Below are 26704 nucleotides of genomic sequence, written 5' to 3'. Positions count from 1 at the left end.
CATGTCGGCTGCTGGCCCTGAGAGCCGCTGTTTCACCACCGTCTCACACCGTCTCATTGTGCAACAGCGCACCTTTGCAAACCGAACCTTGCGTCACGGCAAAACCCAGTCAGCTCAAGGCCTTGCCGCCATCTGCCCAGGTTGGCACGGCCATTGCGCCGGTGCCCGCCACATCCAATGACAAGAGGCACCGTCCCATGCTTTCCGAACTGCCCATCCTGCCCGCCACCCGCGCCTTTCTCGAACGCAAGCTGAAGATGCGCATCGGCGCCGAGTGGCAGGACGCCGCCAGCGGTCGCACCCTGTCGTTCCGCAACCCGGCCACCGGCGAAGTACTGGGTGAAGTGCCCGCCGCCGAGGCCGAGGATGTCGATCGCGCCGTGCGCGCGGCACGTCAAGCCTTCGATGATTCGCCCTGGAGCCGCCTGCGTCCGCGCGAGCGGCAAAACCTGTTGTGGCGCCTGGCCGACCTGATGGAGCGCGACGCCCGCCAGCTGGCCGAACTGGAGTGCCTGAACAACGGCAAGAGCGCCGCCGTCGCCCAGGTGATGGACGTGCAACTGGCCATCGACTTCCTGCGCTACATGGCCGGCTGGGCCACCAAGATCGAGGGTAGCACCGTCGAAGCCTCCATGCCGTTGATGCCCAACGACCAGTTCCATGGTTTCGTGCGCCGCGAGGCGGTGGGCGTGGTCGGCGCCATCGTCGCCTGGAACTTCCCGCTGCTGCTGGCCTGCTGGAAACTCGGCCCAGCCCTGGCCACCGGTTGCACCGTGGTGCTCAAGCCCGCCGATGAAACCCCACTGAGCGTGCTCAAGCTGGCAGAACTGGTAGACGAAGCCGGCTACCCGGCAGGCGTTTTCAACGTAATCACCGGTACAGGCCTGAACGCGGGCGCTGCGCTCAGTCGCCACCCTGGGGTGGACAAGCTGACCTTCACCGGCTCGACCGAAGTCGGCAAGCTGATCGGCAAGGCGGCCATGGACAACATGACCCGCGTCACCCTGGAGCTGGGCGGCAAGTCGCCGACCATCGTCATGCCCGACGCCAACCTGCAGGAAGCCGCAGCCGGTGCGGCCACGGCAATCTTCTTCAACCAGGGCCAGGTGTGCTGCGCGGGCTCGCGGCTGTATGTGCACCGCAAGCACTTCGACAACGTGGTGGCCGACATCGCCGGCATCGCCAATGGCATGAAACTGGGCAACGGGCTGGACCCAGCGGTGCAGATGGGCCCGCTGATCTCGGCCAAGCAGCAGGACCGCGTCACCGGCTACATCGAGCTTGGCCGCGAACTGGGCGCGACCATCGCCTGTGGCGGTGAAGGCTTCGGGCCGGGTTACTTCGTCAAGCCGACGGTGATTGTCGATGTCGACCAGCGCCACCGCCTGGTACAAGAAGAAATCTTCGGGCCGGTGCTGGTGGCAATGCCGTTCGATGACATCGACGAAGTGATCGGCATGGCCAACGACAACCCCTATGGCCTGGGCGCAAGCATCTGGTCCAACGACCTGGCCGCCGTGCACCGCATGATCCCGCGCATCAAGTCGGGTTCGGTATGGGTCAACTGCCACAGCGCACTGGACCCGGCACTGCCGTTTGGTGGCTACAAGATGTCTGGCGTTGGTCGCGAGATGGGCGCAGCAGCCATCGAGCATTACACCGAGCTCAAATCGGTGCTGATCAAGCTCTGATCATTTACCTGTAGCGGCCTCTTCGCGGGCTCGTCCGCTCCCACAGGATCACCACAAGCCGGAAAACTGTGGGGTCCCTGTGGGAGCGGGTTTACCCGCGAAAGGGCCGGCCCAGGCAACTAAAAACAACAATAAAAACCATGGAGCAAACCCATGAGGCACACACTCGCCTGCACTTTGGCCCTGCTGGTGGCCGCACCCGCCAGCCAAGCCTACGAGCTCTACAACCACAACGGCACCACCCTCAACGCCGACCTCGAAGCCCTGTTCGGTGTGTTCCACAGCGACGAAAGCTTCAACCAGGCCGGCAACCGCCAGCCCGGCAGCACCGCCTGGCAAGAAGGCTACGTCAAATATGGCCTTAGCGGCAGCCAGGCCCTGGCCGACAGCGGCGCCCTCTACGGGGCCGTCAACCTGCTCAGTTCCGCCACCTGGGGCGATGGCGATGCCGCCGGCCTGACCCTGGGCGACGAACGCCGCACAGCCATCGAAGACCTGTACCTGGGCTGGCGCTCGGCCAACCTGTTCCCGGCCCTGGGCGAAGACGGCGTGGACATTTCAGGCGGTCGCCAGGTAGTGACATTGGGCGATGGTTTTCTGATCCAGGGCGACCCGGTGAACCTGGGCAAGGTCGACCTGGGCGCCAACTTCGATCGCGGCGGCGCCTACTACCTGGCCGCCCGTAAAGCCTTCGACCGCACCGCCGTGCTGCGCCTGGGCGGCAAGCAGGGCTGGCGCGGCGACCTGATGTGGCTGAAGTCCGACAACCACTACCAGGCCGATACCTCGCTGGCGGTAGCCAATTTGGAACACGTCGCCGACGCCGGCACCGTGGGCCTCAGCTGGATCCGCGGCCTGGACGTGGACCAACGCTACGCGCAAATCATGGGCCTGGAACACCGCGACGGCATGGACACCGCCAGCCTGCGCGGGCGCGGCAATGTGGGCGTGAAGGACCTGGAACTGGCCGCCGAGTACGTGAGCCAGGACAAGACCGGTGGGCGCGAGAATGCCTGGTACCTGGAGGGCAACTGGACCTTCTCCGAATTGCCCTGGTCACCGACTGCCACCTACCGCTACAGCCGCTTCTCCGAAGGCTTCGACCCACTGTTCTATGGCCTGAGCCGAGGCTATGGCACCTGGTTCCAGGGTGAAGTAGCGGCCAACTATGCCGGGCCGTTCAACAAGAACAGCCAGGTGCACCATGTGGCGCTGAAAGGCAAGCCACGGGACAACCTGACCGTCGGCGCGCTGTACTTCGACTTCGATACGCTGGACACGGATCAGGGCAACCTCGGCGGGCGTGAGCTGGACCTGTACGTGGAATGGATGGTCAACGAGCACCTGCTGATCAGCCCGTTGGTAGGGTTCTATAAGCCGGAGCGCAGTGCGAACAACGGCGGCACGCAATTGGGTGGGCGGGATACGGGGGCCTACATGCAACTGATTGTCGGGACCTTTTTTTGACTCTGCAGCCTGGGGCTGCTTCGCAGCCCTTTCGCGACGCAAGGCCGCTCCTACACAAGTACAGCGCAAGCATCACAGGCGATGTTGTACCTGTGTAGGAGCGGCCTTGTGTCGCGATGGGCCGCAAAGCGGCCCCGGCCATCTCAAGCCAACCCCTGCTCCACCAGCCACCGCCGCACCATCATCTGCTGCTCACCCGGTAAGCCCGACAAAACCGCCCCAATTGCCAGGCCACCCAGCAACGCCCGTACCACAGGCGCCAACTCCACCCCCTGCAAATGCCACACCCCCAACGGCTGGTCCGCCGTCACCACCACCTCGGCCTCGTCCACCAGACCGTCGCGCAACACAGGCCGCCGTTCAACCCGCACGGCGCTCCAATCCGCGGCCGTATGCAAGGGCTGCGCATCCGGCCAGCCTTGGCGCCGAGCCCAAAATGGCTGCCCTACCCGCCCTTGCTCCTGCCCATAGAAATCCCGCCCAATGCGGGCAAATCGCAAAAACAGCTGTTCGACCCGCTGCTGGTGAAACTGCCACGCCAACACCGCCCGCTCGGGCCGGCGCAGCAAGGTGTTGATCACCACCGGCGCCTGCAACGCCGAAGACAGTGACTGGAAAATCCCGTTACCCGACAGCGGGTCAACGGCCATCGCCGCATCACCCACCCGTATCCAGTCATGCCCGACGCATTCGCCCGCCAGAATGGCAGTACTGCTGCGTGCATGCACCTGTGCCGGCACCAACGCCTGATCGTCGAACAGCTCCGCGACCAACCCGCTGCGTGCCCGCAGCGTCGCGCAATAATCGGCCAACCCGGCCTTACCCGGCAGGCCTGCAGCGTCCTGGGTGACTTGCCAGTAGCAACGGCCATCTGCCAGCCGCGCCATCCACGCCCAGCCATCCTCCAGGCTTTCCACTGCCGACGCAGGCGCGCCAGGGCTACCCTGCCAGACATTCAGCAGGCTGACTGTTTCCGGCCCGCGCAGGCGGTCTGCGGCCAGCGGTGCCTGGCGGCCTCGGGCCTCGACGAGAAAATCAGCCGTCAGCACTTGCCCATCGTCAAGACGCACATGATGACCGCCCTCGTGCACCACCTCGCGTACCCGCCCCTCGACCACGCTTACACCGGCACGCTGAAGATCGTTGCGCAGCGCCCGATCAAACCGTTGCCGATCCAGCAAGAACTCCTGGTTCATTCGCAGGTGCTGGCCATTCCAGTGCACCTGCCGGGTAGCCGGCGTGGCCGCCTGGCTCAAAGCACCGCCGAGGCCCGCATGCCGCAAGCCCTCCAGCACCCGTTGCGAAACCCCTTCAACAGCCGCGAAACGGCGCCACTGCGACACCACCGTCACGGTATAACCCAGCCGCCGCAGGCCTATGGCCGTGGCCGCACCCGCAGGGCCGGCACCCAACACCACAATGTGCGGTTCAGGCATGGCTCGCCCCCCGTCGCTCTGGGCCTGAGAACGTCGCATGCTGACGCAACCACTCATGGATTCGCTGGCGATCCATGCCCGGCTCGGCACGCAGCAACGCCGCAATCCTACCGCTCAATGCCGCACAACCCAGGCTAGCGCCCGCTCTGCCGCCCGTCCCTACATAACCGCCAAAGTCCGCCTGCCGGGTGCCCAGCCACGACCACTGGCCGGGCGCGCAACGTGCATCACCGGTCACCCGAATCACGCCTGGGTAGCTGGCTGGGAATACGGGCCCGCCCTGTGCCGGGCTGGATGCACACAACACCACGCCCGCAGCCAAGGCCTCAGCGCAGGCCTGATGCAAAACCGGTCGGTCCTGCTGCAGGCCAAGGCTCAGGTTAACCAGCGTAGCCCCCGCTTCCACCAGCCACAGCAGCGCTGCCGCCACCTGCAAGGCACTGGTGCTGGCCTGGCCGCCGAACACCTGGGCCACCAGCAACGGCACAGGGCCAGCCTCCCGTTGCAAGCTGGCCAGCACGGCACCGCCATGCCCTAGCTCGTCGGGCAGCATTGCGCCTTCACGTAACTGGCCGTCTTCCAGCCAGAAACGGCGGGCATCGAGCAAGCCGTTGGTTTGCTCCCGCGAGCAGCCACTGTCGATGACCCCAACGCGCACGTCAGCGCCCATGTTTGACCGTCTCCTGCGGCAGTACCTGCAACTGGCCGTCATGCAACTGCAAGTGCAGGTCGGCATCAGCCAAAGTCGACGCGCGGTGGCTGATGAGGATCCGCGTGCGGCTGGCAAACAGCTGGTCGATAGCTGCGATCACCTCACGTTCGGTGGCTTCGTCCACCGCCGAGGTGGCCTCGTCCAGCACCAGAATCGCCGGGGCCTGCAACACCGCACGGGCGATGGCGATGCGTTGCTTCTGGCCGCCGGACAACTGCTGGCCACGTTCGCCCAGCAAGCCGTCCAGGCCCAGCGGCAGGCTGTCGACCAGGCCGTCCAGCCGCGCCAGGCGCACCACACGCTCAAGCTCTGCGCGGCTGGCCTCGGGCACGCCGTAGGCCAGGTTCTGCGCCAGAGTGCCACGGAACAGCACGATGTCCTGGCTGACGACGGCGATACGCCTACGCAGCGCTGCCAAGTCCAGCTCGCGCAGGTCGGTCCCGTCCAGCAGGATGCGCCCAGCGTCCGGGTCGTAGAAGCGCTGCAACAGGTCGATCAGGGTCGACTTGCCCACCCCCGAAGCGCCGCTGATGGCCACCTTCAGCCCGCCTGGTACACACACCTGTACGTTATTCAGCACCGCACCCTGGCGCCCTTCATGGGCAAAGCTCAGTGCTTCGAGGCGCAATTCGCCTGGCCCATCGGGTATGGGTTGCGGGTTGGCTGCCGGGCGTACGGCCACGGTTTCCCGTTTCAGCTCCATCACCCGCCCAAGGCTCACGGCCATGCGCTGCACCGCCACGTACAGGCCCAGCAGGCTCTGCACCGGCCCTACCGCCATGCCCATGTAGGTGGAAAAGGCGATCAACGCGCCCAACTGCCAGGTCCCCTGAATCACCCACCAGCCGCCGACCAAAAACGCGCAAGCGCGGCACCATGAGGTGAGCGTACCGGGAATGGCCTGGGTGAAGAATTCGGTCACCTGCACCTTCAGCAACTGGCGCATGTAGCCTTGGCCCAGCTGATCCAGCCGCCCTGCCTCGCGGCCTTGCTGGCCGGCCGCCTGGATGAACTTCATCGCCGGCAAGGTCTCTACCAGAAACGACGACACATCCGCCGAACGCTCACGCAGGTTTCGCACCTCGTGCTCTACCTTGCGCCGCATCCAGCGCAGCCACAGCACCTCGATCGGTACCAGCAGCGCCAGCAACAGCGACAACTGCCACGACAGCATCAGCATCAACGCCACCGCGCCCACCAGGCCGATCACCGCCGACACCGCCGAGAACAGCGAATCCACGGCAAAGCGCTGGATCTCCGCCACATCGCCGTCCAGCCGCGAAAGAATGTCGCCCATGCGCCGCCGCCCATAGAACGTAGGCGACAACTGCTGCAGGTGGCGGTACAGGTCATCGCGCAGGGCGAACAGAATGCGCCCAGACAAGCGCGTGTGCAGGTAGCGGTTGACGCCGGCCAGCACCGTGCCCAGCAGGCCTGCGCCGATCATGATCGCTGCCATGTGCCAGAGGGTCTGGTAGTCCTTGGCCAGCAGCCCCTCGTCGATCAGCGTCTTGACCAGCCAAGGTTGCGCCAGGGCCAGCAACGAGGCGCCCAGCGACAAACCCAGCAGCAGGCCGATGGCGCGCCGGTGCGGGCGCACGAAACCATACAGCCAGGCCAACGCCTGGCGCATGAGTACAGGGTCGCTGGACTCCACCAGCTTTGCGAACAATGGGCCCATGGTTCAGCCGCGCAACTGTTTGAGCTTGCGGTACAGCGTCGCCCTGCTGATGCCCAGTGCTTCGGCGGCAGCCGACACATTGCCCTGGTGGCGCGCAAGGGCGCCACGGATCAGCTCCAGCTCGTTGTCCTTGAGGCTGCCGGAGGGCGCCGAGCCGCTGGCCAACTCGTCCAGTAGGCAATCGGTGAGGTGGTCCAGCGTCAGCACCTGCTCGCCGTTCTCGCGCATGGCCAGTGCCGTGCGCACCACCATTTCCAGCTGGCGGATGTTGCCTGGCCAGTCGAAGCCTTCGAGCAATGCCGCCAACGCCGGGTCTAGCGTGACGCCACGGGCATCGGACTTGTCCAGCAGGCCTTGAATGATCGCCGCCAGGTCGTCACGCTCGCGCAGCGCCGGCAGGCGCAGCGACACGCCGTTGACCCGGTAGTACAGGTCTTCGCGGAAGTGCTGCTCCTGCACTAAACGCTTGAGGTCGCGGTGGGTGGCGCAAATCAACGCCACGTCGATGTCCTGCTCGTCGCCGGCACCCAGCGGCGCCACACGGCGCTCTTGCAATACCCGCAATAGGCGCGCCTGCAAGGCCAGCGGCATGTCGCCGATTTCGTCGAGGAACAGTGTGCCACCATGGGCCTGCATCAGCCGCCCGACCATGCCGCCCCGGCGGGAGCCTGTGAAAGCACCCTCGCGGTAGCCGAACAGCTCGGACTCGATCAGCCCTTCGGGGATGGCCGCGCAGTTGACGGCCACGAACGGTTTGTCGGCACGCGGGCTGGCCTGGTGCAAGGCTCGGGCGACCACTTCCTTACCGGTACCGGTCTCGCCCAGCAGCAGCACCGGCAGGCCATTGCCCAACCCTTGGCGGGCCATGCGCAGGTTGCGCGCCAGCCGTGGGTCACCACCGGCCAGCGCGTCGAGCGCGGGCGACTGCTTGCTCAGCGTCGGCTTGCTTGCCGGCGTACTGCCATTGACCCGGCCATGGCGCGGCAGCTGCAGGGCACGGAAGTAGAACTCGCCCTTGGCGGTTTGCACGCTGCTCACGCCGCCCTGCCACAGGCGTGCAATAAACGCAGGTGAACGCTCACCGAGCAGGTCCGTGCTGCGCCGGCCAATCAGCTCCTGGCGCGCCACCTGCAGCAACTGGCAGGCACTGTCGTTGGCGGCCAGCACTTCACCGTCCAGGCTCAGCGCCAGCAGGCCATGCCAGGCACTGTTGAGGTACTGCGGACGGCTGTGGAAGGCCAACACCAGTTGGTCCGGGTGGCACAGGCCGAACATGCGGCTTTCGATGTTGCCAGCGGCCAGCATGAGTGTCGACAGGCTGTCCTGCGGCTGCGCCATCACCCCTTCGCGGGTAATGTCGAGCACACCGATCACCTCGCCACGCGGATCGCGCAGAGGCACGGAAGTGCAGGAGAACGGGCTGAGGCGGTCGAGGTAGTGTTCACCGCAGTTGATCAACGTCGGCCGGCCTTCCACCACGGCGGTGCCGATGGCATTGGTGCCGCGCAGCGATTCGCTCCAGCAACTGCCGGGATGCAGGTCGCGCAGGCCCTCGCGGCTGAGTACGTGCGTCTGGCCTTCGATGGCCAGGACGTTGGCCTGGGCGTCGCCGAGGATGACGATACCGGCCTTGCCCTGGCGGGCGACCAGGTAGTCCAATTCGGGGGTGACGGCGTCGACCAGCAAGCGGTTGCGCTCCAGCAGCATGCGCAGGTCGTGGCCCTGTTCCAGGCCCAGGCCGACTTGTTCGCCTTGCAGGCAATCCAGGCCATGGCCTAGGCTGCGCCGCCAAGAAGCGTCGATTTCGTCGCGCAGCATGCCCAGCGGCAACTCGCCTTCGCTGGCCAGTTTCAGGCGGGCCTGGCGGGATTCGTGCAGCGGGTCGTGGGCGTTTGTTATTAGTTGTCGCGCCATTTTCTACTCCGGCTGTGCCCCGCAAGGTGGCGGGGTACGGGCTTGGGAATTTTCCGCAGTGTGCGGGAGAAATGGCTGGGCGTCATCTGGTTGATGGGTTGGGGGATGGCTGGGGGTGTATGGCTTGGGTTTTCGGGTGGGGCGGATATCGAGCGCCGCCCGCGCGGCGCATCGCGAGCTACGCTCGCTCCTACGTTTGTTTTTGGCCAGTAACGCCTGTGCCAGGTGCGCGCGACCGCCTTGTTTGTTCGACGCGATATTGAGCCGTGTGCCAAGGCATTCGCGCGCAAATCCCACAGACATAATTGGCCCGAAACAAACGTAGGAGCGAGCGTAGCTCGCGATGCGCCGCGCGGGCGGCGCTCGATCTCACAGGCGCCAAACCTGTATAGGCGTGCACCTGGAGGCCCATACGCAGGCCCCGAGCCAGCCCTCAAAAACCCTGCATCTGTACCGCCTTCCCTCGCCCGGTCAGCTGCTGCCTTTCAACCCCATCCAGCAAAGCCTCCACCACCGCCTTTGCCGAATCCAGCCCATGGTCATTGCTCAACAACAGATCACGACAAGTCCCCTTGGCCAACTCCAACGCCTTGAGGTTGGTCGCAAACGCCCCCTGAGAGCAGCGTGGACAGATGCACCAGCGCATCTTCGTAGTCCACCCCTGCACGCACGGCAAACAACGGCGGATGGCTGCATTCACAAGTCGAAAAACTGGAGGACGCCGTGGTGGCGCGTACGGGAGGATCAGGTAAGCCTTTTGTCATTGTGTCGCTCCTTGATTCACTGGAGCCGCCACAGATCGCTACCAAACGAAGTGGTGACGGCTGTACGCAGGTTGGTAGACCGGGAATCAAGGAAACCGGCGCGCACGGAGGCGCCCTACGCACAGCCGCCATAAAACGAAACAGCCGGGCACAAAAAAGCGCCAACTGTATCGCAGAGCGGGCGCTTGTGCGCCTTGATTGATCGCGGGCTACCAAACCCGGCTGCTGGATTGACAGCAGCGGGCAAAGACTACCGAGGTCAGGGAAGGGTTTCAAGCTGAGGGCATTTGTCGTAACACTTCTGTCAACCGCATTGGCCTCTTCGCGGGCAAGCCCGCGAAAAGGCCCTCAAGATAGATCACGGCTGGAGGTGTCGATACCCAGGTGGTGTCGTCGGCGATGATGCCACCCTCCAGCTTCAGGTTGGCGGACTGCAGCGGTGGCAGCTCGACCATGATGTCCCTCCGACATTAGGCTTTTTCTGTGAGGCGGGGATGAAACGGATTGTTATTGCTTACTCCCAGAGCGTACCGGCCTTTTTTCTGCTACTGAGGGTACTGAAAGTTGTGAAAGCCCCGAAAGTTCTGATTTCCACGAATATCCTGCATATTCTGGAAGCCCTGAAAACTCTGGAAGTTCTGAAAACCCTGGAAGCTCTGAAAACTCTGATTACCCTGAAAACTCTGATAACCCTGATAACCCTGATAACCCTGAAAAGTCTGGAAGCTCTGAAAGCCCTGAGATCCCTGAGATCCTTGATAGCGCTGCGAATGAGACCCCGGATTTTTGACAAACGAATTTCTACGAACAAGATGGCCGTAAGTTGTTTCCAGCACTTTTACTTTATTAAATACTGATTCACGAATCCGGTAGCTTTCTTTGACGCGTCTATCAGTGCCACGCCAGAGGTTAACGACTTCCGCTCCCGCCTTCAGTTCTTTGAAATTTTTTACATATACTCCAAACACGTGCGGAGTTGACCCATCCCGTTCACGACTACTTGTTCTCCTTGCATAATGCCAAGCCAATTTTCTGTCTTGCGTAAAGTAAAACCCCTTGCCATGATGAACCGTAGGACGTGACTTGAGCTGAACGCCACTTAACAACGAGCTTTGATGTTTTAGCGTACTACCATGATACCCTACAAAATCATAGCCTGGGGGCACTGGGCCATGCCCGCTGGGATCTTTTAAATTTATTGGATCCCCTTGGCAATATCCATATGAATTCAATCCACCGTACCCGAACGGACTTACACTGTCCGGAGAACCAAATCGCATCAGAGCAGGGTTAAATAATCGATAACCGCTCCCAAGCAGATAACTACAGGTACACGGGTCTAGTCGCTCGCCGTTAAAACCGAGCAAACTCGTTGACCGAGGAACGAAACCATAAGGCGAATAAGGAAAAGCACCAGACATCGGTCTGCCACGTGACGTGTCAAATAACGTTCCTAGCGTAGGTGTCACGATGATTCCCCACCTCCAGCTTTACACAAGATAATCATGGCTAATGGTAAAAATTTCTACTGGCAAAAATGTTAGGCTCAGGAGCGGCCTTGTGTCGCAAAATGCCTCACCCACGTCGACCGCACCGGTGCCGTTCAACCTGTTTCACGGCTGCTGATTCTGGCTCAAATACTTGTCCACCGTGGCCTTGCCATCCCCCGCATCCCCGGCCACCTGCCACAACCGCCGCTCGATCCCCTGCGCCAGCAAATGCCCCACCGCCGCCTCGATCGCCGACAGCACGCACAGCTGCGCCGGTTCGTTGGTGGTGTAGCCCACCTCGGCTTCCAGCAGTTTCTTGAACTCGATGAACTTGAACACCCCGGCGCTGCGGCCAACCGAGTAGATGGTCTTGCTGGTCATCACGTTGGCCAACACCTGCCCGGTGCGCACGTCAACGGCACGCAGGTTCACGGTCACCTGGTCCACCCGATACTCGCGGGAGATGTCTATCCCCAGGTAACGAGCCCCCTCCCCGCCGCTGCGTACGTTGGTGTCGTAGGCAATGATGCCGCCTTCGAGCATCAGATTAGCGGCCTGCAGCGGTGGCAACTCGCCCATGATGTTTTCCGCCACATCAGGCTTTTTCTGCGAAGCCCGGATGATCTTGCGTTCGGTCAGCAGGTTCTGCAGGCCTTCACGCTCCAGCACCACGAACCAGCCGCTGGCGCTCAGGGCGTCCATCAGCATGCTGGCAGCACCCTGGGTGACACTGGTGGAGAACGAGCTGGCCGGGGTCGGCTTGTACTGCCCGGTCTGGTCGCGGAAGCCGTAAACCACGGCCATCAGCCGGCCTTTGGGGCGTGGCATGTTGATCAGGTCGTAGTAAGTCGAGGCCCGCGGGGTCAGGGTCGGGGTTTCCGAGTCCTGTTCGGCCGACATGGGTTCGCGCAGGCTGCAACCCGTTTGCAGGCCAAGGGCGGTGAGGATCAGCAGCGTGCTCAGCAGACGATTCATGGTGTTCTCTCCCCAACATAAAAGCCCTTCCCTCTCAGGGGTTCAGGCCGCTGACCTCAATGATCGAAATTTCTCCTGTGGCGCGATCGGTGACCTTGATGCTCAAGGCCCCGGAATCGTCGATGACGTCGATGAGAAACGCATCGGTCGCCATGCTGCCGGTGCTGCCGTTGCTGATGTTGTCCAGCAACTGCGACAACATCCGCGACTCCAGCTGGTTGCTGAAGCGCTCCAGGGCTGTGGTGCCGGTAAAGGCCGAGGCACGGTCCTTGAGATCGGGGTCGTCGTAGTCGTTCTGCGCCTGGGCGTTGTTCAGCAGCCAGGTGCCGTTCAATGGGTTGCCGCCAAACGCCGGGTTGACCGGGGTGTACACCAGCTCGGTGGCCTGGGCAGCAAAAGCGCTGGCCAGCAGGCAGGCGGCGATGCAACGTGGAATGCGGTGGTTCATAGCTCGTCCCTCTCCAAGTCGGTGGTGTCCTGCAGCAGGCGTTGCAGCTTGCGTTGAATGATTTGCTGCTTGACCAGGTCGGCGGCGGCAACGGCCTCGTCTTTCAGTTCGGTGGTGTTTGGTGGCAGGAAGCGGCGGTACATCACCTCACGCTCGAATTCCACCGTCACCAGGCTGCCCCAGCGGGCATCGGGGCGTTCGCGTACCACCAGGTTGAAGTCCAGGCGGCTGGTGGCGCGCAGGCGGTCGGCGAAGTAGTAATAAAAGTCGTGGCCGATGTGCGAGATGGTGTTGTCGACGATAAAGCCTTGCATCTCGTCTTCATTACCGGCCTTGGCCGAGGTGGCCAGCAACAGCAGGCTCAGGCACAGCGCTGCCAGGCTGTTCATGGCGTGTCTCCCGGGCCGCTGTGGGTCTGCACACCGCCGGCACTTTCGCTGAAGGCCTGCTCGGCGACGAACTGCCAGTCGCTGTAATGCTCCAACCCCTCGAAGCCTGTCCATTCGGCGCTGAAGCCACTGCGTTTGAATGGGGTGGCGTCCGAACGGCTGTGCACGCCGGTGATGCGGCCGTCGATCGAGCGCAGCAGGCCCCACTCGTCGCTGTTGGTGATGGGGTCGGGGTACAGCCTGCGAATGTGCCGCCTGGCCTGGGGGAAACGGTTGTCCTGCAACAGGTCGGCCAAGTCCTGCGGGTACTGGGCCAAACCCGGCGAGGCGCGATAGTAGCTGCGCAAGGCCTGGGCGTACTGGCTGCCCACCCACAGCAGTTGGCGTTCGCGGTCACGCTGGGCGGCGCTGGCCCAGATCGTGCCGGTAGCGGCCAGTGCCACGCTGCTGACCGCAATCAGCAGCAGCACGCCCAGGTAGGTGAAGCCGCTTTGGGCCTTACCATTCAGCGAAGAGGCTGCCATCACGCGCCCTCCCTGTGGCACCGCTCTTGATATCGGCCACGCCGCCGGCCACGCCTTCGGGTGGTGGCACCAACTGCCAGGCATCGCTGCGTTCGGTAATCGGGTCGACCGGGGTGTTGCGCAGGTAGCGTTGCTCCACCAGTTGCTCCAGCGAGTCCGGGTAATGGCCGGTGTCGCCGTAGTAGTGGTCCAATGACTCGCGCAGCACCGCCAGGCTCTGGCGCAGGGTGGCCTCGCGGGAGCTTTCCAGGCTGTTGAAATAGCGCGGCATGGCGATGGTCATCAGCGTGGCGATGATCGCCATGACCACCAGCAGTTCGATCAGGGTGAAGCCTTTGCTGCGTTTCATGGCTGTCACCATTGCCCGTAAGGGATGCTGTTGAGGCCTTTGCCTCGAGCCCTGGAGTACACGTCGAACACGTCTTCGCCTTCGCGCGGGTTGTCGGGGCTGCTGTCGTAGGCGCGCAGGCCCCAGCCGCCTTCGTCTTCATCCTTGGCCGCCACCAGCGGGTCGTGCGGGATGCGCCGCAGGAAGTAGAACTTGGCGCCCTTGGCACTGCGCACATCGCGCACGCCATCCACCAGTACCTGCAAGTTCGGCGGGTAGCCGCTGGCATCCAGGCGTTTCTCGATGTAGCCGGCGTCGAAGGCCCGCTTGTAGGCGTCGATGGCATCGCGAATCTGGTACAGCGCCTCGCGCAGTTGCTGCTCCTTGCCACGGCGCACCACGGTTTCGGTCAGCGGCGCGGCCATGCTGGCCAGCAGCCCGAGCAGTGCCAGGGTCAGCACCACCTCGATCAGGCTGAAGCCGTGCATACGGCGCCGGGTTTTCATGGCCGTGGGCTCCCGTTGACCGGGGCGACCGCCATTTGGCTGTCCACGACCGGTGCGTCGGTGGTTGGCGCATTGCCAGGCACGTCCATTGGTGGCAGCGGGGCCATCTGGCGTACCTGCATGGCCGACTCGGTGCCGGTGGAGAACTCCATGTCCGACGGGCTCTGGTACGGCAGGTTGCGCACGATGCGCGGGGTGATCGCCAGCACCAGCTCGCTCTTGCTCATGTCGTCCTTGTTGCTGCCGAACAGCCGGCCCAGGCCGGGGATGTCGCCAAGCCCGGGATTTTGTTGCCGCTGGCGTTGTGGTCATTGCGCACCAGGCCTGCCAGTACCTGGGTTTCGCCATCGTGCAGGCGCAGGCTGGTCTGCGCGTTGCGGGTGTCGACCTGGACCGGAATGGTGCCCTGGCGGGTGGCTTCCAACGGCGTGGCGTTGCTCACTTCCAGCGCCACCTTGATCGCCACTTCGTTGTTCAAGTGCACGGTGGGCTGTACTTCAAGCTTCAAACCGACGTCCAGGTAGGTGACGCTTTCGGTGATCACCGGGCCCTGGGTGGACGGCACCGAGGTGGCGCTTATGATCGGCACCCGCTGGCCGATGTGGATGCGTGCCTGCTCGCGGTTACTGACGCGGATCACCGGGCTGGCCAGGGTGTTGATGTCCTTGTCCGAAGCGTTGATCTTGGCCTGCGGCGCCGGCGAGATGCTGATGCGGCTGGAGTCGATGCCCTTGAGCTGGTCGAGCACGCTGACCGGTTTGCCGTCGTTGCTCAGCACGCCGAAGGTGTTGGGCCATTGCAGGCCGAGGTCGAGGATGCGCGAGGTGGCCACTTCCATCACCTCCACCTCCAGCACCACCTCGGGGTTGGACTGGTCCTGCGATTGCAGCAGCTTCTCGGCCATGCGCACGGCATCCGGGGTGTCGCGCATGGTCAGGGTATTGAGGCGCTCGTCGACGAACACGTCGCGGGTCTTGAGCATGGTCTTGACCATGTTCAGCGCGGTGTTGGCGTCGATGCTGGTCAGGTAGAACGTGCGCATGACCAGTTCCTGGTAGTCCTTGGTCTTCTGTGGCGAGTCGGGGTAGACCATCACGGTGTTGTCGTTGACGATCTTCTGGCGCAGCTGGTTCTGCTCCAGCAGCAGGGCCACGGCGTCTTCGATGCGCACTTCACGCACGAAGATGGTGGCTTTCATGTCCGGGCGCAGGTCCTTGTCGAAAATGAAGTTGATGCCGGCGACCTGCGACAGCACCTCGAAGATGGTCTTCAGGTTGGCATCGCGAAACTCCAGGGTCACCGGCCGCTCCAGCTTGCTGCGCAACTGCGGGTATGGCTGTGCTGTGCGCGCCTGGACGTTTTCGATGTCGCTGCGCAGGGTCATGCCCTTCTGGTTCTGCGGGTCCAGGCGCAGCACTTCGCGCATGTAGCGCTCGGCACCGAACAGGTCGCCCTGGCGCAGCGCGGCCTGGCCCAGCGCCACGCGCTCGTCGAGGGTGCGGATCAGTTCCAGCTGGCGGATGCCTTCCTGGGCGCGGCGGTTGTTCGGCTCCAGGGTCAGCACCCGGCCATAGCCCATGCGGGCATTGGCGAAGTCGTGGCGGATGCGGTCGGCGTCGGCCTGGGTGATCAGCGCCTCGACTGCCGCCTGACGGCTGTGGGCCAGGGCGATGTTCAGCTCGGTGTCGCGTGGGTCATCGCGCAGGGCTTCTTCCAGGCGAGCAATGCCGGCCTCGTACTGGCCCTCTTTCATCAACTGGTCGCTGTCCTTGCGTACCGCGCTGGTACCGCAGCCGGCAATGGCCACGCACAGCGCCACGAGCAGGAACGGAGCAGGCTTGCACAGCTTCGACGACTTCATGGTGCGCTCCCGACAGACAAGGTCTGCGACTGGTGCAAAGGCAGGTAGACCAGGCTCAGCTCACTGGCCGAAACCCGATCGAGGCGATAGGTGTCTTCGATCACGTCGCCTTGGCGCACGACGTAGAGTTTTTCGCCGCTCTGCAAGAAGATCTGCAGGTCGTCGCGGTCACCCATGCGGCCGATGAATTCGAATGGCAGTGCCGGAGCGGTTGGCGCTGGCACTACTGCTGGCGCGGCAACCACGGGTTGTTCGGTGACGGTGGCCAGGGCTTTGGGCTTGGTCCACTGCTGGGTGGGGAACAGGTCTCTGGAGGCCTGGTCCGGCCCTTTCGCGGCCAAAGCCGCACCCGCAGAAGCGGCGCTGCCCGCAGTCTCTGTGGGAGCTGGCTTGCCGGCGACCGGGGCCAGCGCGTCTTCTTGGCCGAACCAATGGCCGGGTGCCCAGGCCAGCGCTGCGCTCACGCCGAGGAAACCGGCCCAGATGACTGCACGTTGAGTGTTCATCACGACCTCGACAGGTAAAGGGTCATGCGCAGGCGGGCATTGAGCTCGCTGTCGCCAATGCGTTTGCGTTGCAGCTCGAGGTCTTCCAGCACCAGGGTCGGCAGTTGCTTGAGCAGGCCCTTGAGGAAGCCGCGAATCTGCGGATAGCTGCCGCGCACCGGCAGCACGATCTGGTAGCGCGCCAGCTGGGTCTTGGGGTCGATGCCCAGGGCGTACTCACCACGGGCCAGGCTGATGTGCTCGGCGCTGGCCAGGTGATACAGGCGCTCGATCAGCTCGCTGGCCTGGGGCTGCCCCGGCAGTTGCTGACGCAGGCTGTCCAGGGCCTGCTGTTCGGGTTTGACGGCAATTTTCAGCTCTCCCGCTTGACCCGCCCTACCTGCACGCTGGCGTCCGCTTCGGTGGCGCGCAGTTCGCGCACGTCCTGCCATTGCGGCAGCACCCCGGCACAGGCCACACCAATGGCCAGCAGGCCTACGGCCACCGCCGCCAGGCCGACCGGGCCGACACTGCGCAGGCGCTCCTGGAGGATCAGGCTGTTCAGCGATTCAAGGGCGCGCATGGCCGGTCTCCCAAGTGGCGGTGAGGGTGAAGCGCACGGGGTGCTCAGGCTGTGCGGCCAGCACCTCGTGGTTGAGCAGCGATACATCGCTTAGCTCGTCACTGGCTTCCAGGCGCTGGTGGTACTGCAGCATCGCTTCGAGGTTGCGTGCCTCGGCGGCAATGCGCACCTGGCCCTTGCGTGCATCCGGGGTCAGGCCAAGCAACGCGACATCGTCCTGGGGCATGGCTTCGAGCATGGCGAACAGCTGCTGCCAGGGGCGTTGCAGTTGCTGCGACACACTGCGCATCTGTGCCAGACGCTCGGCTTGCTCGCGGCTGGCAGCGCTGTTTTGTGGCGCTACGGTGGCCGGACGGCGGCCCAGTTGCAGCTCAAGGCTGTGCACGCTGGCCTCCAGGTCGACCTGCTCGGCCTGCAAGCTGTGTTGCAGCAGCACCAGGCCTACGACCACGGCGCTGCCCAGAGCAAGCAGCGACCAGGCCAAAGGGCTGGTGCGCCGGGGCTGGAATTCCAGGTCGAGGCGGCGCATGTCAGGCCACCGCCCGCCACATGGCGCACAGCGGGTCGGCTTCGCTGGCCGGCTGGCACAGCTGCACCGCCGCCAGTTGCGGCACGTCGCCCCGGCCTGGGGCATGCAGGTACACCCGTGGCAGGTGCTCGCCGTACAGCTCGCAGGTGCGCTCGATCAGCGCTTGCAGGGCCTGGTCACTGTCGGCACAACCTTGCGCCAGCACTTGCTGCCAGGCCCCACCTGCAGCCAGCAGCAGCACGCTGCGGCGCGGTTCGGCCAGCACGAACAGGAAGTCGCCTTGCTCCAGCTGCGGCGAGCAACGGTTGTAGGCGGCCATCAGGTACGGCTGCACCGAACGCAGGTTCAGGCGGCTTTCCCGGCCCAGCGCCTGAAGCCGTTGCAGCAGGGCTTCGGGCAGCGCCGTGGCGATGCGGGCAGCACCGGCAGGCTCAGGCGACAGCACGATGCGCCAGTCGTCCAAGGGCTGCCCGTAGAGGTTTTCGAAGCAGGCCCGGGCATAGGCATCCAGTTCGCGGGGGTGGCCGATGGCATCGCTCCAGGGCACCAGGCAGAAGCGGCTGTAGCGGGCCGACAGCAATACCCGCAACTGGGCGCCACGTACGGCATGCTCGGCCAGCAGCGCGGCCAGTGCATCGACGGCGGCTGCCCAGGCCGGTTGGGCGGCATCGCAGCTGAACTCACGGCTACCCAGCCATTGGTGGTGGTTATTGTGCCAGCGACCCAGGCCGACACCCTCGGCGCCCAATACAGCGCAGAAACGATCAGATGAATGTGACACGGTTGATCTCCTCAAGGGTGGTACGGCCATCGCGGACCAGGTCCAGGGCCGAGGCCCGCAGCAGGCGCAGGCCGCGCTGGCAGGCAAGCGTCTTGATTTGCGCCAGGGGGCGGCGCTCCACGATCATTTGCCGCAGGTCGTCGTCCAGGTGCAGCAGTTCGGCAATGGCGCTGCGGCCGCGGTAGCCACTGCCCCGGCATTGGCCGCAGCCCTGGGCGCGCACGAAGGTCCAACCGGCTACGGCCTCGCGGGTCAGGCCCGAGCCATACAGGGTGTCGTCATCGTGTTCGCAGGCCGTGGCGCAGTGCGGGCAGGCCAGGCGAATCAAGCGCTGGGCCAGCACTGCATTGAGCGCGGAAACGAAGCTGTAGGGGTCGACCTGCATCTGGCTGAAGCGGCCGATCACGTCGAATACGTTGTTGGCGTGGATGGTGGTGAACACCAGGTGGCCGGTGAGCGCCGACTGCACGGCAATCTGGGCGGTGTCGGGGTCGCGGATTTCGCCAACCAGGATCTTGTCCGGGTCATGGCGCAGGATCGAGCGCAGGCCACGGGCGAAGGTCAGGCCCTTCTTCTCGTTGACCGGGATCTGCAGCACGCCGGGCAGTTGGTACTCGACCGGGTCTTCGATGGTGATGATCTTGTCCACGCCGTGGTTGATCTCGCTGATCATGGCGTACAGGGTGGTGGTCTTGCCGCTGCCGGTGGGGCCGGTCACCAGGATCATGCCGTAAGGTTCGGCGGCCAGCCGGCGCAGGGCGCGCAGGGTTTCGTCGGCAAAGCCCAGGGCTTGCAACTGCACGCCGCTGACCCGGTCGGACAAGTCCTGCTTGTCGAGCACCCGCAGTACGGCGTCCTCACCGAAGATGCTGGGCATGATCGACACCCGAAAGTCGATTTGCCGATCGCCCACGGCGACCTTGAAGCGCCCGTCCTGAGGTACGCGCTTTTCGCCGATGTCCAGCTCGGCCATGACCTTGATCCGCGAAATCACCTGGTCGGCAAAGGCGCTGCCGCTGGCTTTGCCGGCACCGTTGAGCACGCCGTCGATACGGTACTTGATGGTCAGGCCCTGGCCGGTCATGCCCAGGTGGATGTCGCTGGCGTGCAGCTTGAGCGCATCGTACAGGGTGGAGTTGACCAGTTTGACCACGCGGCTTTGGTCTTCGCTGATACTGGCCAGTGACAGGCGTTGCAGCGGGTCGCTTTCGCTGCTGGCCTCGGGGTCGTGGTCCAGGGCATCGACTGCATGGAAGCTTTCTTCGTGCCGGGCCAGAAAGGTGGCCAGTTCGGCGGCGTGGGCCAGGTACAGCGGCGCGCCTTGCAGCACATCGTCGATCCAGGCCAGGCGGGTGTGGTCGAAGGGGTCGGCGAACACGCCCAGCAACTGGCCGTTTTGCTCGATCAGCACGAATTCGCGCTTCAGGCACTGGGCCAGGGACACCTTGTCGAAGCGTGGGTTGCTGGCCAGCAGGGTGTGGCTGTCCAGTACCGGGTAGTGCAGGGTCAGGCCCAGGCGGCGGGTGAAGGTATCGGGGGTGTCGCAGGCCAGGCGTTCCAGGCAATTGAGCAGGCGCTCATCACTGGCTTGCAGGCGGGCTTGGGCCAACAGGTCGCGGGGGTAGGCTGATACTGCTGCATCGAATGCTTCTGACATGGCCTGCGACTCCGCTCAGGGGCGCGTCGCAGGCTGGCTCGGCCAGGGGTGCGGGCGCCGCTATTCCCCTGTGAGCAGTTGATCGTCGTCGGGCCCTGGCGGCTTGACGCCATTACGGCGGCGGTCGGCCAATACCCAGCTTCCATCGTACAACTGCAGGGGGAACGATTCGTTCCTGTTCTGGCGTCGTTCGACGAACCCTTCTGCCGGGTTGTCCGTGGCCCTGCGCCGGCGCTCGATGCCCATCAGGTCGAAGATTGCACGGGCCAGTTCCACCAGTGGGAACGGCTTGAACAGGACATGACTCACACCCAGTTCGGCGGCCCGCTCACGCACCTCGACGGTGGGATGGGCGGTAATCAGCACGAAGTGGCATTGCCTGTTCTTGCGTACAGCCTCCAGAACCTGAAAACCCTCCATGTCGGGCAAGCGGTAATCCAGCACAACTACTTGCGGTGCCAGGCTTTCAGCCTGTTCGATACCACTGGCACCGTCGTGGGCAACATGAACTTCCAGGCCTTGCGCCTGCAGGTACGCTTGCAGGTTCTGCGCAAGAGTCTGTTCGTCATCGACTACCAATACTCTGTTCACCAAGGTCGACTCCTAAAAACTGCCCGGTTACCCGGTCTGCGAAGTGCGCCCTTAACAAGGCTTGAGCAGGCTTCGTGCCAGGCGTGAATAGTCATGTTGCACCGCTGTAAGTCACTGATTTGCCAAGGGTGCCGGCCAGCACCCGAAATACGCTGAGCACGCGCACCCAACCGGTTCCCCACAAGCGGGGGGAATGATGGCACATTGCCAAACCTTAATTCCCCAGCATTGGGGAAACGCCATCGTGGGCCTCAGTCGGCGATCTCCACTTTAGCGGATTCGCGCAAACGTTGGCGCACGGATTGGCGCGCCTGCGCCTCGCGTTGACCGATGAGCGTAGCCCTGGCCAAGACCAGGCCCTGTTCGCGTATGACCGAAGGGTTATCACTTTGGTTCTGCGCTCCTTGCAGTCTTTCTTTGTTGGCATCATAGAATGCCTCCACTTCGCCCTGGCTCGGCGCGTCGACTGCGCTGAGCTGGGCATACACCTGCTGGGCTGCCATGTCCTGCCGGGTGTATTCAGTGTACTGTGCCCTATCGAAGCCTGCCTCTGCCAGCCGCCGTTCGAAAACCGCCGGGCTGCCAAAGGCTGCTTCCACTTCACCGACGTGCGCCGACACCCGTTCATCGCTGACGGCAATGCCTTGGCGTTGCGCTTCCTGCCACAACAGCTCCTTGTCGATCAGTTCGTCCAGCGCCTGGTCACGCAGGCGCTTGTACAGGCCTGGGTTGCGGATACTGGTCACCGCACGGCCCTGGGCGTCCAGGTACTCGCTGAAGTAGCGCTCCAGGCGCAACAGCTCGATCTCCACACCATTGACCCGCGCCGCCGGCACATCGGCCCAGCTCGCCCTGGCCAGCACCAGCAACAGGCACAACAATACGATACGCATGGCAACCTCCGCTCAGGGGGTGTCCGGCACAGGCCGGTACGGTGTGACCGCAGTAAAGCGTGGCCCCGGCAGGGCCACCGCCACCACATGGGCCCCGGCCATGCCCTGGCGGCGGCCGGGGCCGAAGCCCAGCGCCGGGGTCAGGCCGGTAGGCACATCGTGCAGGCCTTCCAGCGCAGCAATCAGCTGCTCGCGGCTGGCATCACGGCCAATCTGTTTCAGCGCTTCACTCAACAGCTGCAACGCGCACAACGTGTTGACCTGCAACGACGCCTGGCGTGGGTCCAGGCCCTGGCGCTGCTGCAGCCCGGCGAGGGTTGCCAGGCCTTGCTCGGTCCAATCCTCCGGCACGTAGGGGTAGGCCAGAAACAGCCGTTGCGACCACTGCTCGGGCACGCGTGCCACCGCACCGGCCACTTGGCTGGAAGCGGCGAACAGATAAGGCTGGCGGCCCGCCGCCTGCAACGCCGCCGCCAACTCGGCGAAGGCCTGGGCGCGGCCAAGGAAGACGATGCCCTGCCCGTCCACCGCCTGGCCGTCGAACGCCTGGATGGCCGGTGGCGCCCAGCCTTGCTGCAGCAAACGCTCGCGCACCTGCTCGGCCAACGCGGCCTGTTCGTTGCCGGCATACACCACGCGCAGCTCATCCGCGGCCAGCCCCAGCGTTGTACGGGCATGGCCTGCCAGGCTCAGCAGTTGCTCGGGCAGGCCGGGTAGCGGGTCGAAGATTTGTGCGCTGCCGCCGCTGCGTGGGGTGCTGCCAATCAGCGGTACGTTCTGTGGCGCCAACAAGGTCGTCAGGCGCTGGTCGAGCATCGGTGCCAATGGCGTGACCAGGGCGAACACCCGCTCTTGCTCCAGCAACTGGTGCAAGGCGCGTTCGGCGCTGGCGGGATCGAAACCTGGGTCAAGCACTACCAGTTCCAAGCGCCGGCCGTGGATGCCGCCTTGCTGGTTGAGCTGCGCCAGGCCATCTTCCAGCACGGCCTGTATCACTTGCCCGGCTTCGGCCAGCGGGCCGCTCGCGGGCAGCAAGGTGCCCAGGCGCAGCACACCCTCCTCCACACCTGGGTCGCGTTCCTGGGCTAGCCGCTTCAGATAGGCGGTGAGGTTGCGCTGGTCGGCCAGGGTCAGTTCGAAGCGTGGCATGGCCGGGTCCAGGCGGTTGCCTGCCGGGTCGACGCCATGCTGGATGGCGCGGGCCAGGCTGCTGTCGGTATAGGCAGGGTAGCTGCGGCCGTTGGCCTCGCGTGTGCCCTGGCCGAGTGCCAGGCGTTGCCAGTCGAGGCTGGGCGGGCGCACACCGCCTTCGGCGCGGCCACGGCCGTCGTTGCCATGGCAGCTGGCGCAGGGCAGTACGCTGGCGGGCACCGCCATATCGCTGGCGCCGACCCGCGCTTGCAGCTGGGCGTCGCTGCTGGAGACACCTTCGCGGTACAGGCGTTTGCCGGCTTGCTCGTGGTCGGTGAGGTCCAGTGCAGAGGCAAAAGGCGACATGCCCAGCAAGCATGCCAAGCAGATCGCAAGCCCTGTGGGAGCGGCCTTGCGTCGCAAAAGGAGCGCGCAACGCTCCCCACTTTCGGGGTCAAGGCTGCCAGTGCTGGGGCTGCTGCGCAGCCCTTTGGCGACGCAAGGCCGCTCCCACAAAGGCTGCCCCCTCAGAGGTTGACTCCACAGGGAACGCACCATGGCAATCACCGGCCTGCCAGTGGCTGAGCCAACAGCTGCATGCGCTGGGCAATCGCCGCCGGTGGCGCATCCGGGCGGATCTTGCTCCAGCGTTTGCCGGCCACGTCACCGGCAATCAGCTGAGTCGAATGCTGCTCAGGGCTGGGCAGGAACTGCCCTATACGCCCCAGCACCAGGTCGACATTGGCCTTGTCGCCGGTCAAGAACAGCCAGTTCGGCCCATCCACGCCCTGCTTCTCGGCGAACGCCTTCAATGCCTGCGGGGTGTCGTTCAGCGGGTCACTGCTGATCGACACGAAAGTCACCTGGCTGGCCAGCTGCGGCCCCATCGCTTCGCGCACTTCACGCAACTTGCGGGTAATCAGCGGGCACGCGTCGGTGCAGTGGGTGAAGATCACGTTAAGCATCACCACCTTGTCCTTGAGCACGTCGCTGTAAAAGCGCAGCTCGCGGCCATTCTGGTCCTTCAACACCGTGTCGGTGAACCAGGTCTGGGCATCACGGGTGCCGCCACCACTGGTCATCGCCTGCGGCGCCGGCTGCGGCTCGGGGGCCTGTGGCGCATGGCCTTCGTGGGCGAAGGCCACCGAGGCCAGAATCCACAGGCAACCACCCAGCACCAGCCAGTCGAACCCGCGCATGCTTGCGCGGCGGGAGCTTGCAGTGCTCATGGTTGCACCTCGTGACGGTCGGCAATGGCAGTGCTCTTGGCATGCACCCGGCGGGCGCTGAGGCGGTTGATCTCTTCGATCAGTACCGCCGGGTCGGTGAAGCCGTAGTAACGTGTCCAGTGCCCACTGCGCCCGTCACCCACCAGGATCAGCGGCGGGTGCTGGCTGAGGTCGGCACTGAAGCTACCCAGGCCCTTGAGGGTCTCGGTGACGGCGTACGGGGTGCCGGTCAGCCAGCTCCAGCCCGGCCCCTTCTGGAAGGCCTTGGCGTAGTCTTGCAGGCGCTTGGCATCGTCACGCTGAGGGTCGACGCTGATCGACACCATGTGGATCTCCTCGCCTACCCGGCCACCCAGCTGCTGCTGGACCTTGCCCATGATCGACGACACCACCGGGCACACCGTGGTGCAGCTGGTGTAGATGAAGCCCATGACCACCAGGTGGTCGCTTACCAGGTCTTTCTCCAGGCGTACCGGCATGCCGTCCTGGTTAAGCAGCGAAACATCGGCAAAGCGCACGCTGGTCTTTTCCTGGCGAGCCGCTGGCGGTTGCGCGCCATGGCCGTCATGGTCGTGACCGGCGTGGGCAAGGGCCAGGTTGCTGGCAAACGCCAGGCTCAGGGCCAACAGTGTGAAAGCATGCTTGGCGTTCATCGCACATTCCTCACGTCAGTCTGGGAAGCGTTGGTCGCTGCAGCCGGCAGGACGCGCAGGCTGGTGTAGTTTTCTTCGGCAAACTTGCGCCCCAGCGAGGGCGACTGCACATGCAGGTACCAGGCGCCGGCTTCAGGCAGGTTCAGCGCCGCCTGATACACACCCTCGCCCACCTCTTGCAGCTGCAGGTTGCGCGGCATCGACGATGGCGCCAGAAAGTAGCGCAGGCTCAGGTCGTTCAGGCCCAGGCGTGGCTGGCCGTCGTCGCCGACGATACGCACCCGCGCGGTAAAGTCGCTGTGCTGCGGCAAAGGCTGGTCGAGGCCGATGAACTCGGCACGCGCGCCCTTGCGTTTGCTGGCATTGGGCGCTGCGGCCACATCGGTGCTGAAGCAATGGATGATCTGCGGCTGGTTGAGCAGGAAGGCCACGTCGAACTTGCCGGCGGCGGGCAGCTTCACGGTCGAGCCATACACCCCAGGCGCCACTTCACGCAGGCTGCGGTCGACGACGATGGCCGCGCGGGCCTGGTGGCCACGGTTGTTGTAGCCGGACATTGGCGCGTTCATGCCTTCGGCGTAGAAGTAGGTGGTGTTGTCCACCGGGTTGACCACGAACACCGAGTTGTCATCGCGTGACACCGACAGCCCCTGGGCCAGCGGCAGGTCACCTGCCTGGCGCGGCGCTGCCGGGCCGGCCTCGAAACCTTGCACGATCGGTGCACGCCCCTCGCCCAGGCTGGACAGGTTGATCATGGTGACCTTGGGCGAAGCCAGGCCACGTATGTAGGCATAGCCCTTGGTGAAGGTCAGCTGGTACGGTTCGGCCGCCACCGGGATGTGGTGGATCAGCTTGTCGGTACTGGCATCTATGACCAGCGCCTGGTTCTCCAGGGTATTGAGCACGATGCCGTAGCGGCCATCGCTGCTGAAGCGCATCGGCCCCAGGCCCTGCTCGGCCTTGACCGTGTGGCGCAGCTGATGGCTGCGGGCGTCGAAGACCCGCACGCTGCCCTCCTCGCCATCGACCACGTAGACGGCCTGGGACAGCGCCGAATAGCTGACCGAGAGCGGGTGCGGGCCAACCTTGATGGTCTTGGCCAGGCGCATTTCCGGGATGTCGATGACGCTCAGGGTGCCGCTGTCGCGGTTGCTGACGTAGGCATAGCGCGAGTCAGCGCTGAAGGCGATTTCGTGGTGCCCGGTGCCGGTATTGAAGCTTTTCAGGGTGTTGCGCCCCGGCACGTCGATCACGGTTACCCCGCCTTTGGCCGGGTCGCTGCTGTTGTTGCCAACCCACAGCCGGTGTTGGTCCGGCTGCAAGGCCACGCGCAGCGGCTGGTCGCCGGCGTCCAGATCGGCGACACGGGTGAAGGTTTCGGTGTCGATCACCGCCACCTTGCCGCGCTCGGGGATCGACACGAACACCTGCTTGTCGTCGCTGGTGGCCACCCAGTCCATGGGCCGTCCGGGCAGGTCGATGCGGGCCATGGTGCTGGTCACGCCGCCCACCGACACAGTCGGGTCGATCACGGTCAGGCTGGCGTCCTTGTTCAGCATCAGCAGGAAGTAGCTGTTCAGGTCGAGCAGCGGCCGGGCCCCGATGCTGCTCTTGAGAAACAGCGCGACCCGCGCCTTGCAGCTTTGCTCGCGGTCACCCAACGGGGCCGACTGCGCGGGGTCGATCCACGCCCCTGGGGCCATGCCCGACAGCGGCTGGCCACTGCTCTGGTCGCTGAGCTTGAAACGGATGTTGGCGAAGCTGCCTTCCTTCAGCTCCCCGCCGGCCAACGGTCGGGCTTCGAACTCCACGGTGACGCCGTCCCGGCTGAGCCGGTGCAGGGCCTGCGGGTCGGCAGGTTCCTGCAACAGCTCGCGCGGGTCGCACCAGAGCTTTTCATACGCCACGCCCAGGCCAATCAGCGCCACACCCAACATTACCCCCAAGTAAGCAGGGCGAGTCTTTTTGTTCATGCTCGCGCTCCTT

General features: G+C 64.5%; 23 protein-coding genes and 5 pseudogenes. 2 read left to right on the top strand and 26 right to left on the bottom strand.

The window, feature by feature from the left end:
* Positions 1 to 197 precede the first annotated feature (197 nt).
* Together AB5975_22435 and AB5975_22430 are read left to right on the top strand one after the other, a co-directional pair.
* Positions 198 to 1691: an aldehyde dehydrogenase gene (locus tag AB5975_22435; protein ID XDR19271.1), complete on the top strand. Its 1494-nt coding sequence runs from the start codon at positions 198 to 200 to the stop codon at positions 1689 to 1691.
* 153 nt (positions 1692 to 1844) lie between these two features.
* Positions 1845 to 3158 (top strand): alginate export family protein, encoded by a 1314-nt coding sequence (locus tag AB5975_22430; GenBank protein XDR19270.1) that lies wholly within the window; start codon positions 1845 to 1847, stop codon positions 3156 to 3158.
* Between the two features lie 143 nt (positions 3159 to 3301).
* Here AB5975_22430 and AB5975_22425 read toward each other — a convergent pair whose 3' ends face one another.
* The 26 genes and pseudogenes from AB5975_22425 to AB5975_22300 form a co-directional block, all read right to left on the bottom strand.
* Positions 3302 to 4594 carry an NAD(P)/FAD-dependent oxidoreductase gene (locus AB5975_22425; protein XDR19269.1) on the bottom strand — a complete coding sequence of 431 codons (1293 nt, stop codon included), beginning with the start codon at positions 4592 to 4594 and terminating at the stop codon, positions 3302 to 3304.
* Positions 4587 to 5264, bottom strand: coding sequence for a peptidase S8 and S53 subtilisin kexin sedolisin (locus AB5975_22420; protein ID XDR19268.1), 678 nt, complete (start codon positions 5262 to 5264; stop codon positions 4587 to 4589). Before AB5975_22420 ends, AB5975_22425 begins: the two co-directional genes overlap by 8 nt.
* Entirely contained in the window at positions 5254 to 6987 is a 1734-nt protein-coding gene (locus AB5975_22415) for an ABC transporter ATP-binding protein (protein ID XDR19267.1), read from the bottom strand. Before AB5975_22415 ends, AB5975_22420 begins: the two co-directional genes overlap by 11 nt.
* Positions 6988 to 6990: 3 nt before the next feature.
* On the bottom strand, positions 6991 to 8901 hold the full coding sequence (locus AB5975_22410; protein ID XDR19266.1) for a sigma-54-dependent Fis family transcriptional regulator: 1911 nt from the start codon (positions 8899 to 8901) through the stop codon (positions 6991 to 6993).
* 433 nt (positions 8902 to 9334) lie between these two features.
* Positions 9335 to 9581: pseudogene (locus AB5975_22405) on the bottom strand (hypothetical protein).
* Positions 9582 to 10051: 470 nt separating this feature from the next.
* Positions 10052 to 10161: pseudogene (locus tag AB5975_22400) on the bottom strand (curli production assembly/transport protein CsgG).
* A 676-nt stretch (positions 10162 to 10837) separates the two neighbouring features.
* Positions 10838 to 11086 (bottom strand): annotated as a pseudogene (locus AB5975_22395) (RHS repeat-associated core domain-containing protein).
* A 192-nt stretch (positions 11087 to 11278) separates the two neighbouring features.
* Positions 11279 to 12130: a CsgG/HfaB family protein gene (locus AB5975_22390; protein XDR19265.1), complete on the bottom strand. Its 852-nt coding sequence runs from the start codon at positions 12128 to 12130 to the stop codon at positions 11279 to 11281.
* A 34-nt stretch (positions 12131 to 12164) separates the two neighbouring features.
* A complete protein-coding gene (locus AB5975_22385; protein XDR19264.1) occupies positions 12165 to 12578 on the bottom strand; it encodes a curli assembly protein CsgF in 414 nt (137 codons plus the stop codon).
* Positions 12575 to 12967 carry a curli production assembly/transport protein CsgE gene (csgE, locus tag AB5975_22380; GenBank protein XDR19263.1) on the bottom strand — a complete coding sequence of 131 codons (393 nt, stop codon included), beginning with the start codon at positions 12965 to 12967 and terminating at the stop codon, positions 12575 to 12577. The genes AB5975_22385 and csgE overlap by 4 nt, the downstream gene beginning before the upstream one ends.
* Complete coding sequence (locus tag AB5975_22375; GenBank protein ID XDR19262.1) at positions 12964 to 13491, bottom strand: type II secretion system protein; 528 nt, start codon at positions 13489 to 13491, stop codon at positions 12964 to 12966. Before AB5975_22375 ends, csgE begins: the two co-directional genes overlap by 4 nt.
* On the bottom strand, positions 13466 to 13840 hold the full coding sequence (locus AB5975_22370) for a type II secretion system protein (GenBank protein XDR19261.1): 375 nt from the start codon (positions 13838 to 13840) through the stop codon (positions 13466 to 13468). Before AB5975_22370 ends, AB5975_22375 begins: the two co-directional genes overlap by 26 nt.
* Before the next feature lie 5 nt (positions 13841 to 13845).
* Positions 13846 to 14325 carry a type II secretion system protein gene (locus AB5975_22365; protein ID XDR19260.1) on the bottom strand — a complete coding sequence of 160 codons (480 nt, stop codon included), beginning with the start codon at positions 14323 to 14325 and terminating at the stop codon, positions 13846 to 13848.
* Complete coding sequence (locus AB5975_22360; GenBank protein XDR23061.1) at positions 14322 to 14552, bottom strand: hypothetical protein; 231 nt, start codon at positions 14550 to 14552, stop codon at positions 14322 to 14324. The genes AB5975_22365 and AB5975_22360 overlap by 4 nt, the downstream gene beginning before the upstream one ends.
* 12 nt (positions 14553 to 14564) lie before the next feature.
* Positions 14565 to 15523 (bottom strand): annotated as a pseudogene (locus tag AB5975_22355) (type II secretion system protein GspD).
* A gap of 659 nt (positions 15524 to 16182) precedes the next feature.
* On the bottom strand, positions 16183 to 16692 hold the full coding sequence (locus AB5975_22350) for a hypothetical protein (protein XDR19259.1): 510 nt from the start codon (positions 16690 to 16692) through the stop codon (positions 16183 to 16185).
* Positions 16692 to 17254 (bottom strand): annotated as a pseudogene (gene pilO, locus AB5975_22345) (type 4a pilus biogenesis protein PilO). Before pilO ends, AB5975_22350 begins: the two are co-directional and overlap by 1 nt.
* On the bottom strand, positions 17241 to 17783 hold the full coding sequence (locus tag AB5975_22340) for a pilus assembly protein (GenBank protein XDR19258.1): 543 nt from the start codon (positions 17781 to 17783) through the stop codon (positions 17241 to 17243). The pseudogene pilO and the gene AB5975_22340 overlap by 14 nt, the downstream one beginning before the upstream one ends.
* Position 17784: 1 nt before the next feature.
* Complete coding sequence (locus tag AB5975_22335; GenBank protein ID XDR19257.1) at positions 17785 to 18564, bottom strand: hypothetical protein; 780 nt, start codon at positions 18562 to 18564, stop codon at positions 17785 to 17787.
* Positions 18548 to 20221: a GspE/PulE family protein gene (locus AB5975_22330; protein XDR19256.1), complete on the bottom strand. Its 1674-nt coding sequence runs from the start codon at positions 20219 to 20221 to the stop codon at positions 18548 to 18550. The genes AB5975_22335 and AB5975_22330 overlap by 17 nt, the downstream gene beginning before the upstream one ends.
* Before the next feature lie 60 nt (positions 20222 to 20281).
* Positions 20282 to 20815, bottom strand: coding sequence for a response regulator (locus AB5975_22325; protein XDR19255.1), 534 nt, complete (start codon positions 20813 to 20815; stop codon positions 20282 to 20284).
* Between the two features lie 248 nt (positions 20816 to 21063).
* Positions 21064 to 21705 (bottom strand): SurA N-terminal domain-containing protein, encoded by a 642-nt coding sequence (locus tag AB5975_22320; GenBank protein XDR19254.1) that lies wholly within the window; start codon positions 21703 to 21705, stop codon positions 21064 to 21066.
* 12 nt (positions 21706 to 21717) lie between these two features.
* Entirely contained in the window at positions 21718 to 23202 is a 1485-nt protein-coding gene (locus AB5975_22315; protein ID XDR19253.1) for an ABC transporter substrate-binding protein, read from the bottom strand.
* Between the two features lie 197 nt (positions 23203 to 23399).
* Positions 23400 to 24065 (bottom strand): SCO family protein, encoded by a 666-nt coding sequence (locus AB5975_22310; protein XDR19252.1) that lies wholly within the window; start codon positions 24063 to 24065, stop codon positions 23400 to 23402.
* Entirely contained in the window at positions 24062 to 24718 is a 657-nt protein-coding gene (locus tag AB5975_22305) for an SCO family protein (GenBank protein ID XDR19251.1), read from the bottom strand. The genes AB5975_22310 and AB5975_22305 overlap by 4 nt, the downstream gene beginning before the upstream one ends.
* A complete protein-coding gene (locus AB5975_22300) occupies positions 24715 to 26691 on the bottom strand; it encodes a cytochrome D1 domain-containing protein (GenBank protein XDR19250.1) in 1977 nt (658 codons plus the stop codon). The genes AB5975_22305 and AB5975_22300 overlap by 4 nt, the downstream gene beginning before the upstream one ends.
* Between the last annotated feature and the right edge of the window lie 13 nt (positions 26692 to 26704).

Source organism: Pseudomonas putida, from assembly GCA_041071465.1.
Lineage (GTDB): Bacteria > Pseudomonadota > Gammaproteobacteria > Pseudomonadales > Pseudomonadaceae > Aquipseudomonas > Aquipseudomonas putida_P.
The sequence above is the reverse complement of the archived record's forward strand: the minus strand, read 5'-3'. Positions and strand labels throughout refer to the sequence as shown.

What these genes read in the sequence shown, in the direction of transcription:
- AB5975_22435 (XDR19271.1), top strand. Translation starts at nt 198, where the DNA reads ATGCTTTCCGAACTGCCCATCCTGCCCGCCACCCGCGCCTTTCTCGAA.
- AB5975_22430 (XDR19270.1), top strand. Translation starts at nt 1,845, where the DNA reads ATGAGGCACACACTCGCCTGCACTTTGGCCCTGCTGGTGGCCGCACCC.
- AB5975_22425 (XDR19269.1), bottom strand. Translation starts at nt 4,594, where the DNA reads ATGCCTGAACCGCACATTGTGGTGTTGGGTGCCGGCCCTGCGGGTGCG.
- AB5975_22420 (XDR19268.1), bottom strand. Translation starts at nt 5,264, where the DNA reads ATGGGCGCTGACGTGCGCGTTGGGGTCATCGACAGTGGCTGCTCGCGG.
- AB5975_22415 (XDR19267.1), bottom strand. Translation starts at nt 6,987, where the DNA reads ATGGGCCCATTGTTCGCAAAGCTGGTGGAGTCCAGCGACCCTGTACTC.
- AB5975_22410 (XDR19266.1), bottom strand. Translation starts at nt 8,901, where the DNA reads ATGGCGCGACAACTAATAACAAACGCCCACGACCCGCTGCACGAATCC.
- AB5975_22390 (XDR19265.1), bottom strand. Translation starts at nt 12,130, where the DNA reads ATGAATCGTCTGCTGAGCACGCTGCTGATCCTCACCGCCCTTGGCCTG.
- AB5975_22385 (XDR19264.1), bottom strand. Translation starts at nt 12,578, where the DNA reads ATGAACCACCGCATTCCACGTTGCATCGCCGCCTGCCTGCTGGCCAGC.
- csgE (XDR19263.1), bottom strand. Translation starts at nt 12,967, where the DNA reads ATGAACAGCCTGGCAGCGCTGTGCCTGAGCCTGCTGTTGCTGGCCACC.
- AB5975_22375 (XDR19262.1), bottom strand. Translation starts at nt 13,491, where the DNA reads ATGGCAGCCTCTTCGCTGAATGGTAAGGCCCAAAGCGGCTTCACCTAC.
- AB5975_22370 (XDR19261.1), bottom strand. Translation starts at nt 13,840, where the DNA reads ATGAAACGCAGCAAAGGCTTCACCCTGATCGAACTGCTGGTGGTCATG.
- AB5975_22365 (XDR19260.1), bottom strand. Translation starts at nt 14,325, where the DNA reads ATGAAAACCCGGCGCCGTATGCACGGCTTCAGCCTGATCGAGGTGGTG.
- AB5975_22360 (XDR23061.1), bottom strand. Translation starts at nt 14,552, where the DNA reads ATGAGCAAGAGCGAGCTGGTGCTGGCGATCACCCCGCGCATCGTGCGC.
- AB5975_22350 (XDR19259.1), bottom strand. Translation starts at nt 16,692, where the DNA reads ATGAACACTCAACGTGCAGTCATCTGGGCCGGTTTCCTCGGCGTGAGC.
- AB5975_22340 (XDR19258.1), bottom strand. Translation starts at nt 17,783, where the DNA reads ATGCGCCGCCTCGACCTGGAATTCCAGCCCCGGCGCACCAGCCCTTTG.
- AB5975_22330 (XDR19256.1), bottom strand. Translation starts at nt 20,221, where the DNA reads ATGTCAGAAGCATTCGATGCAGCAGTATCAGCCTACCCCCGCGACCTG.
- AB5975_22320 (XDR19254.1), bottom strand. Translation starts at nt 21,705, where the DNA reads ATGCGTATCGTATTGTTGTGCCTGTTGCTGGTGCTGGCCAGGGCGAGC.
- AB5975_22315 (XDR19253.1), bottom strand. Translation starts at nt 23,202, where the DNA reads ATGTCGCCTTTTGCCTCTGCACTGGACCTCACCGACCACGAGCAAGCC.
- AB5975_22310 (XDR19252.1), bottom strand. Translation starts at nt 24,065, where the DNA reads ATGAGCACTGCAAGCTCCCGCCGCGCAAGCATGCGCGGGTTCGACTGG.
- AB5975_22305 (XDR19251.1), bottom strand. Translation starts at nt 24,718, where the DNA reads ATGAACGCCAAGCATGCTTTCACACTGTTGGCCCTGAGCCTGGCGTTT.
- AB5975_22300 (XDR19250.1), bottom strand. Translation starts at nt 26,691, where the DNA reads ATGAACAAAAAGACTCGCCCTGCTTACTTGGGGGTAATGTTGGGTGTG.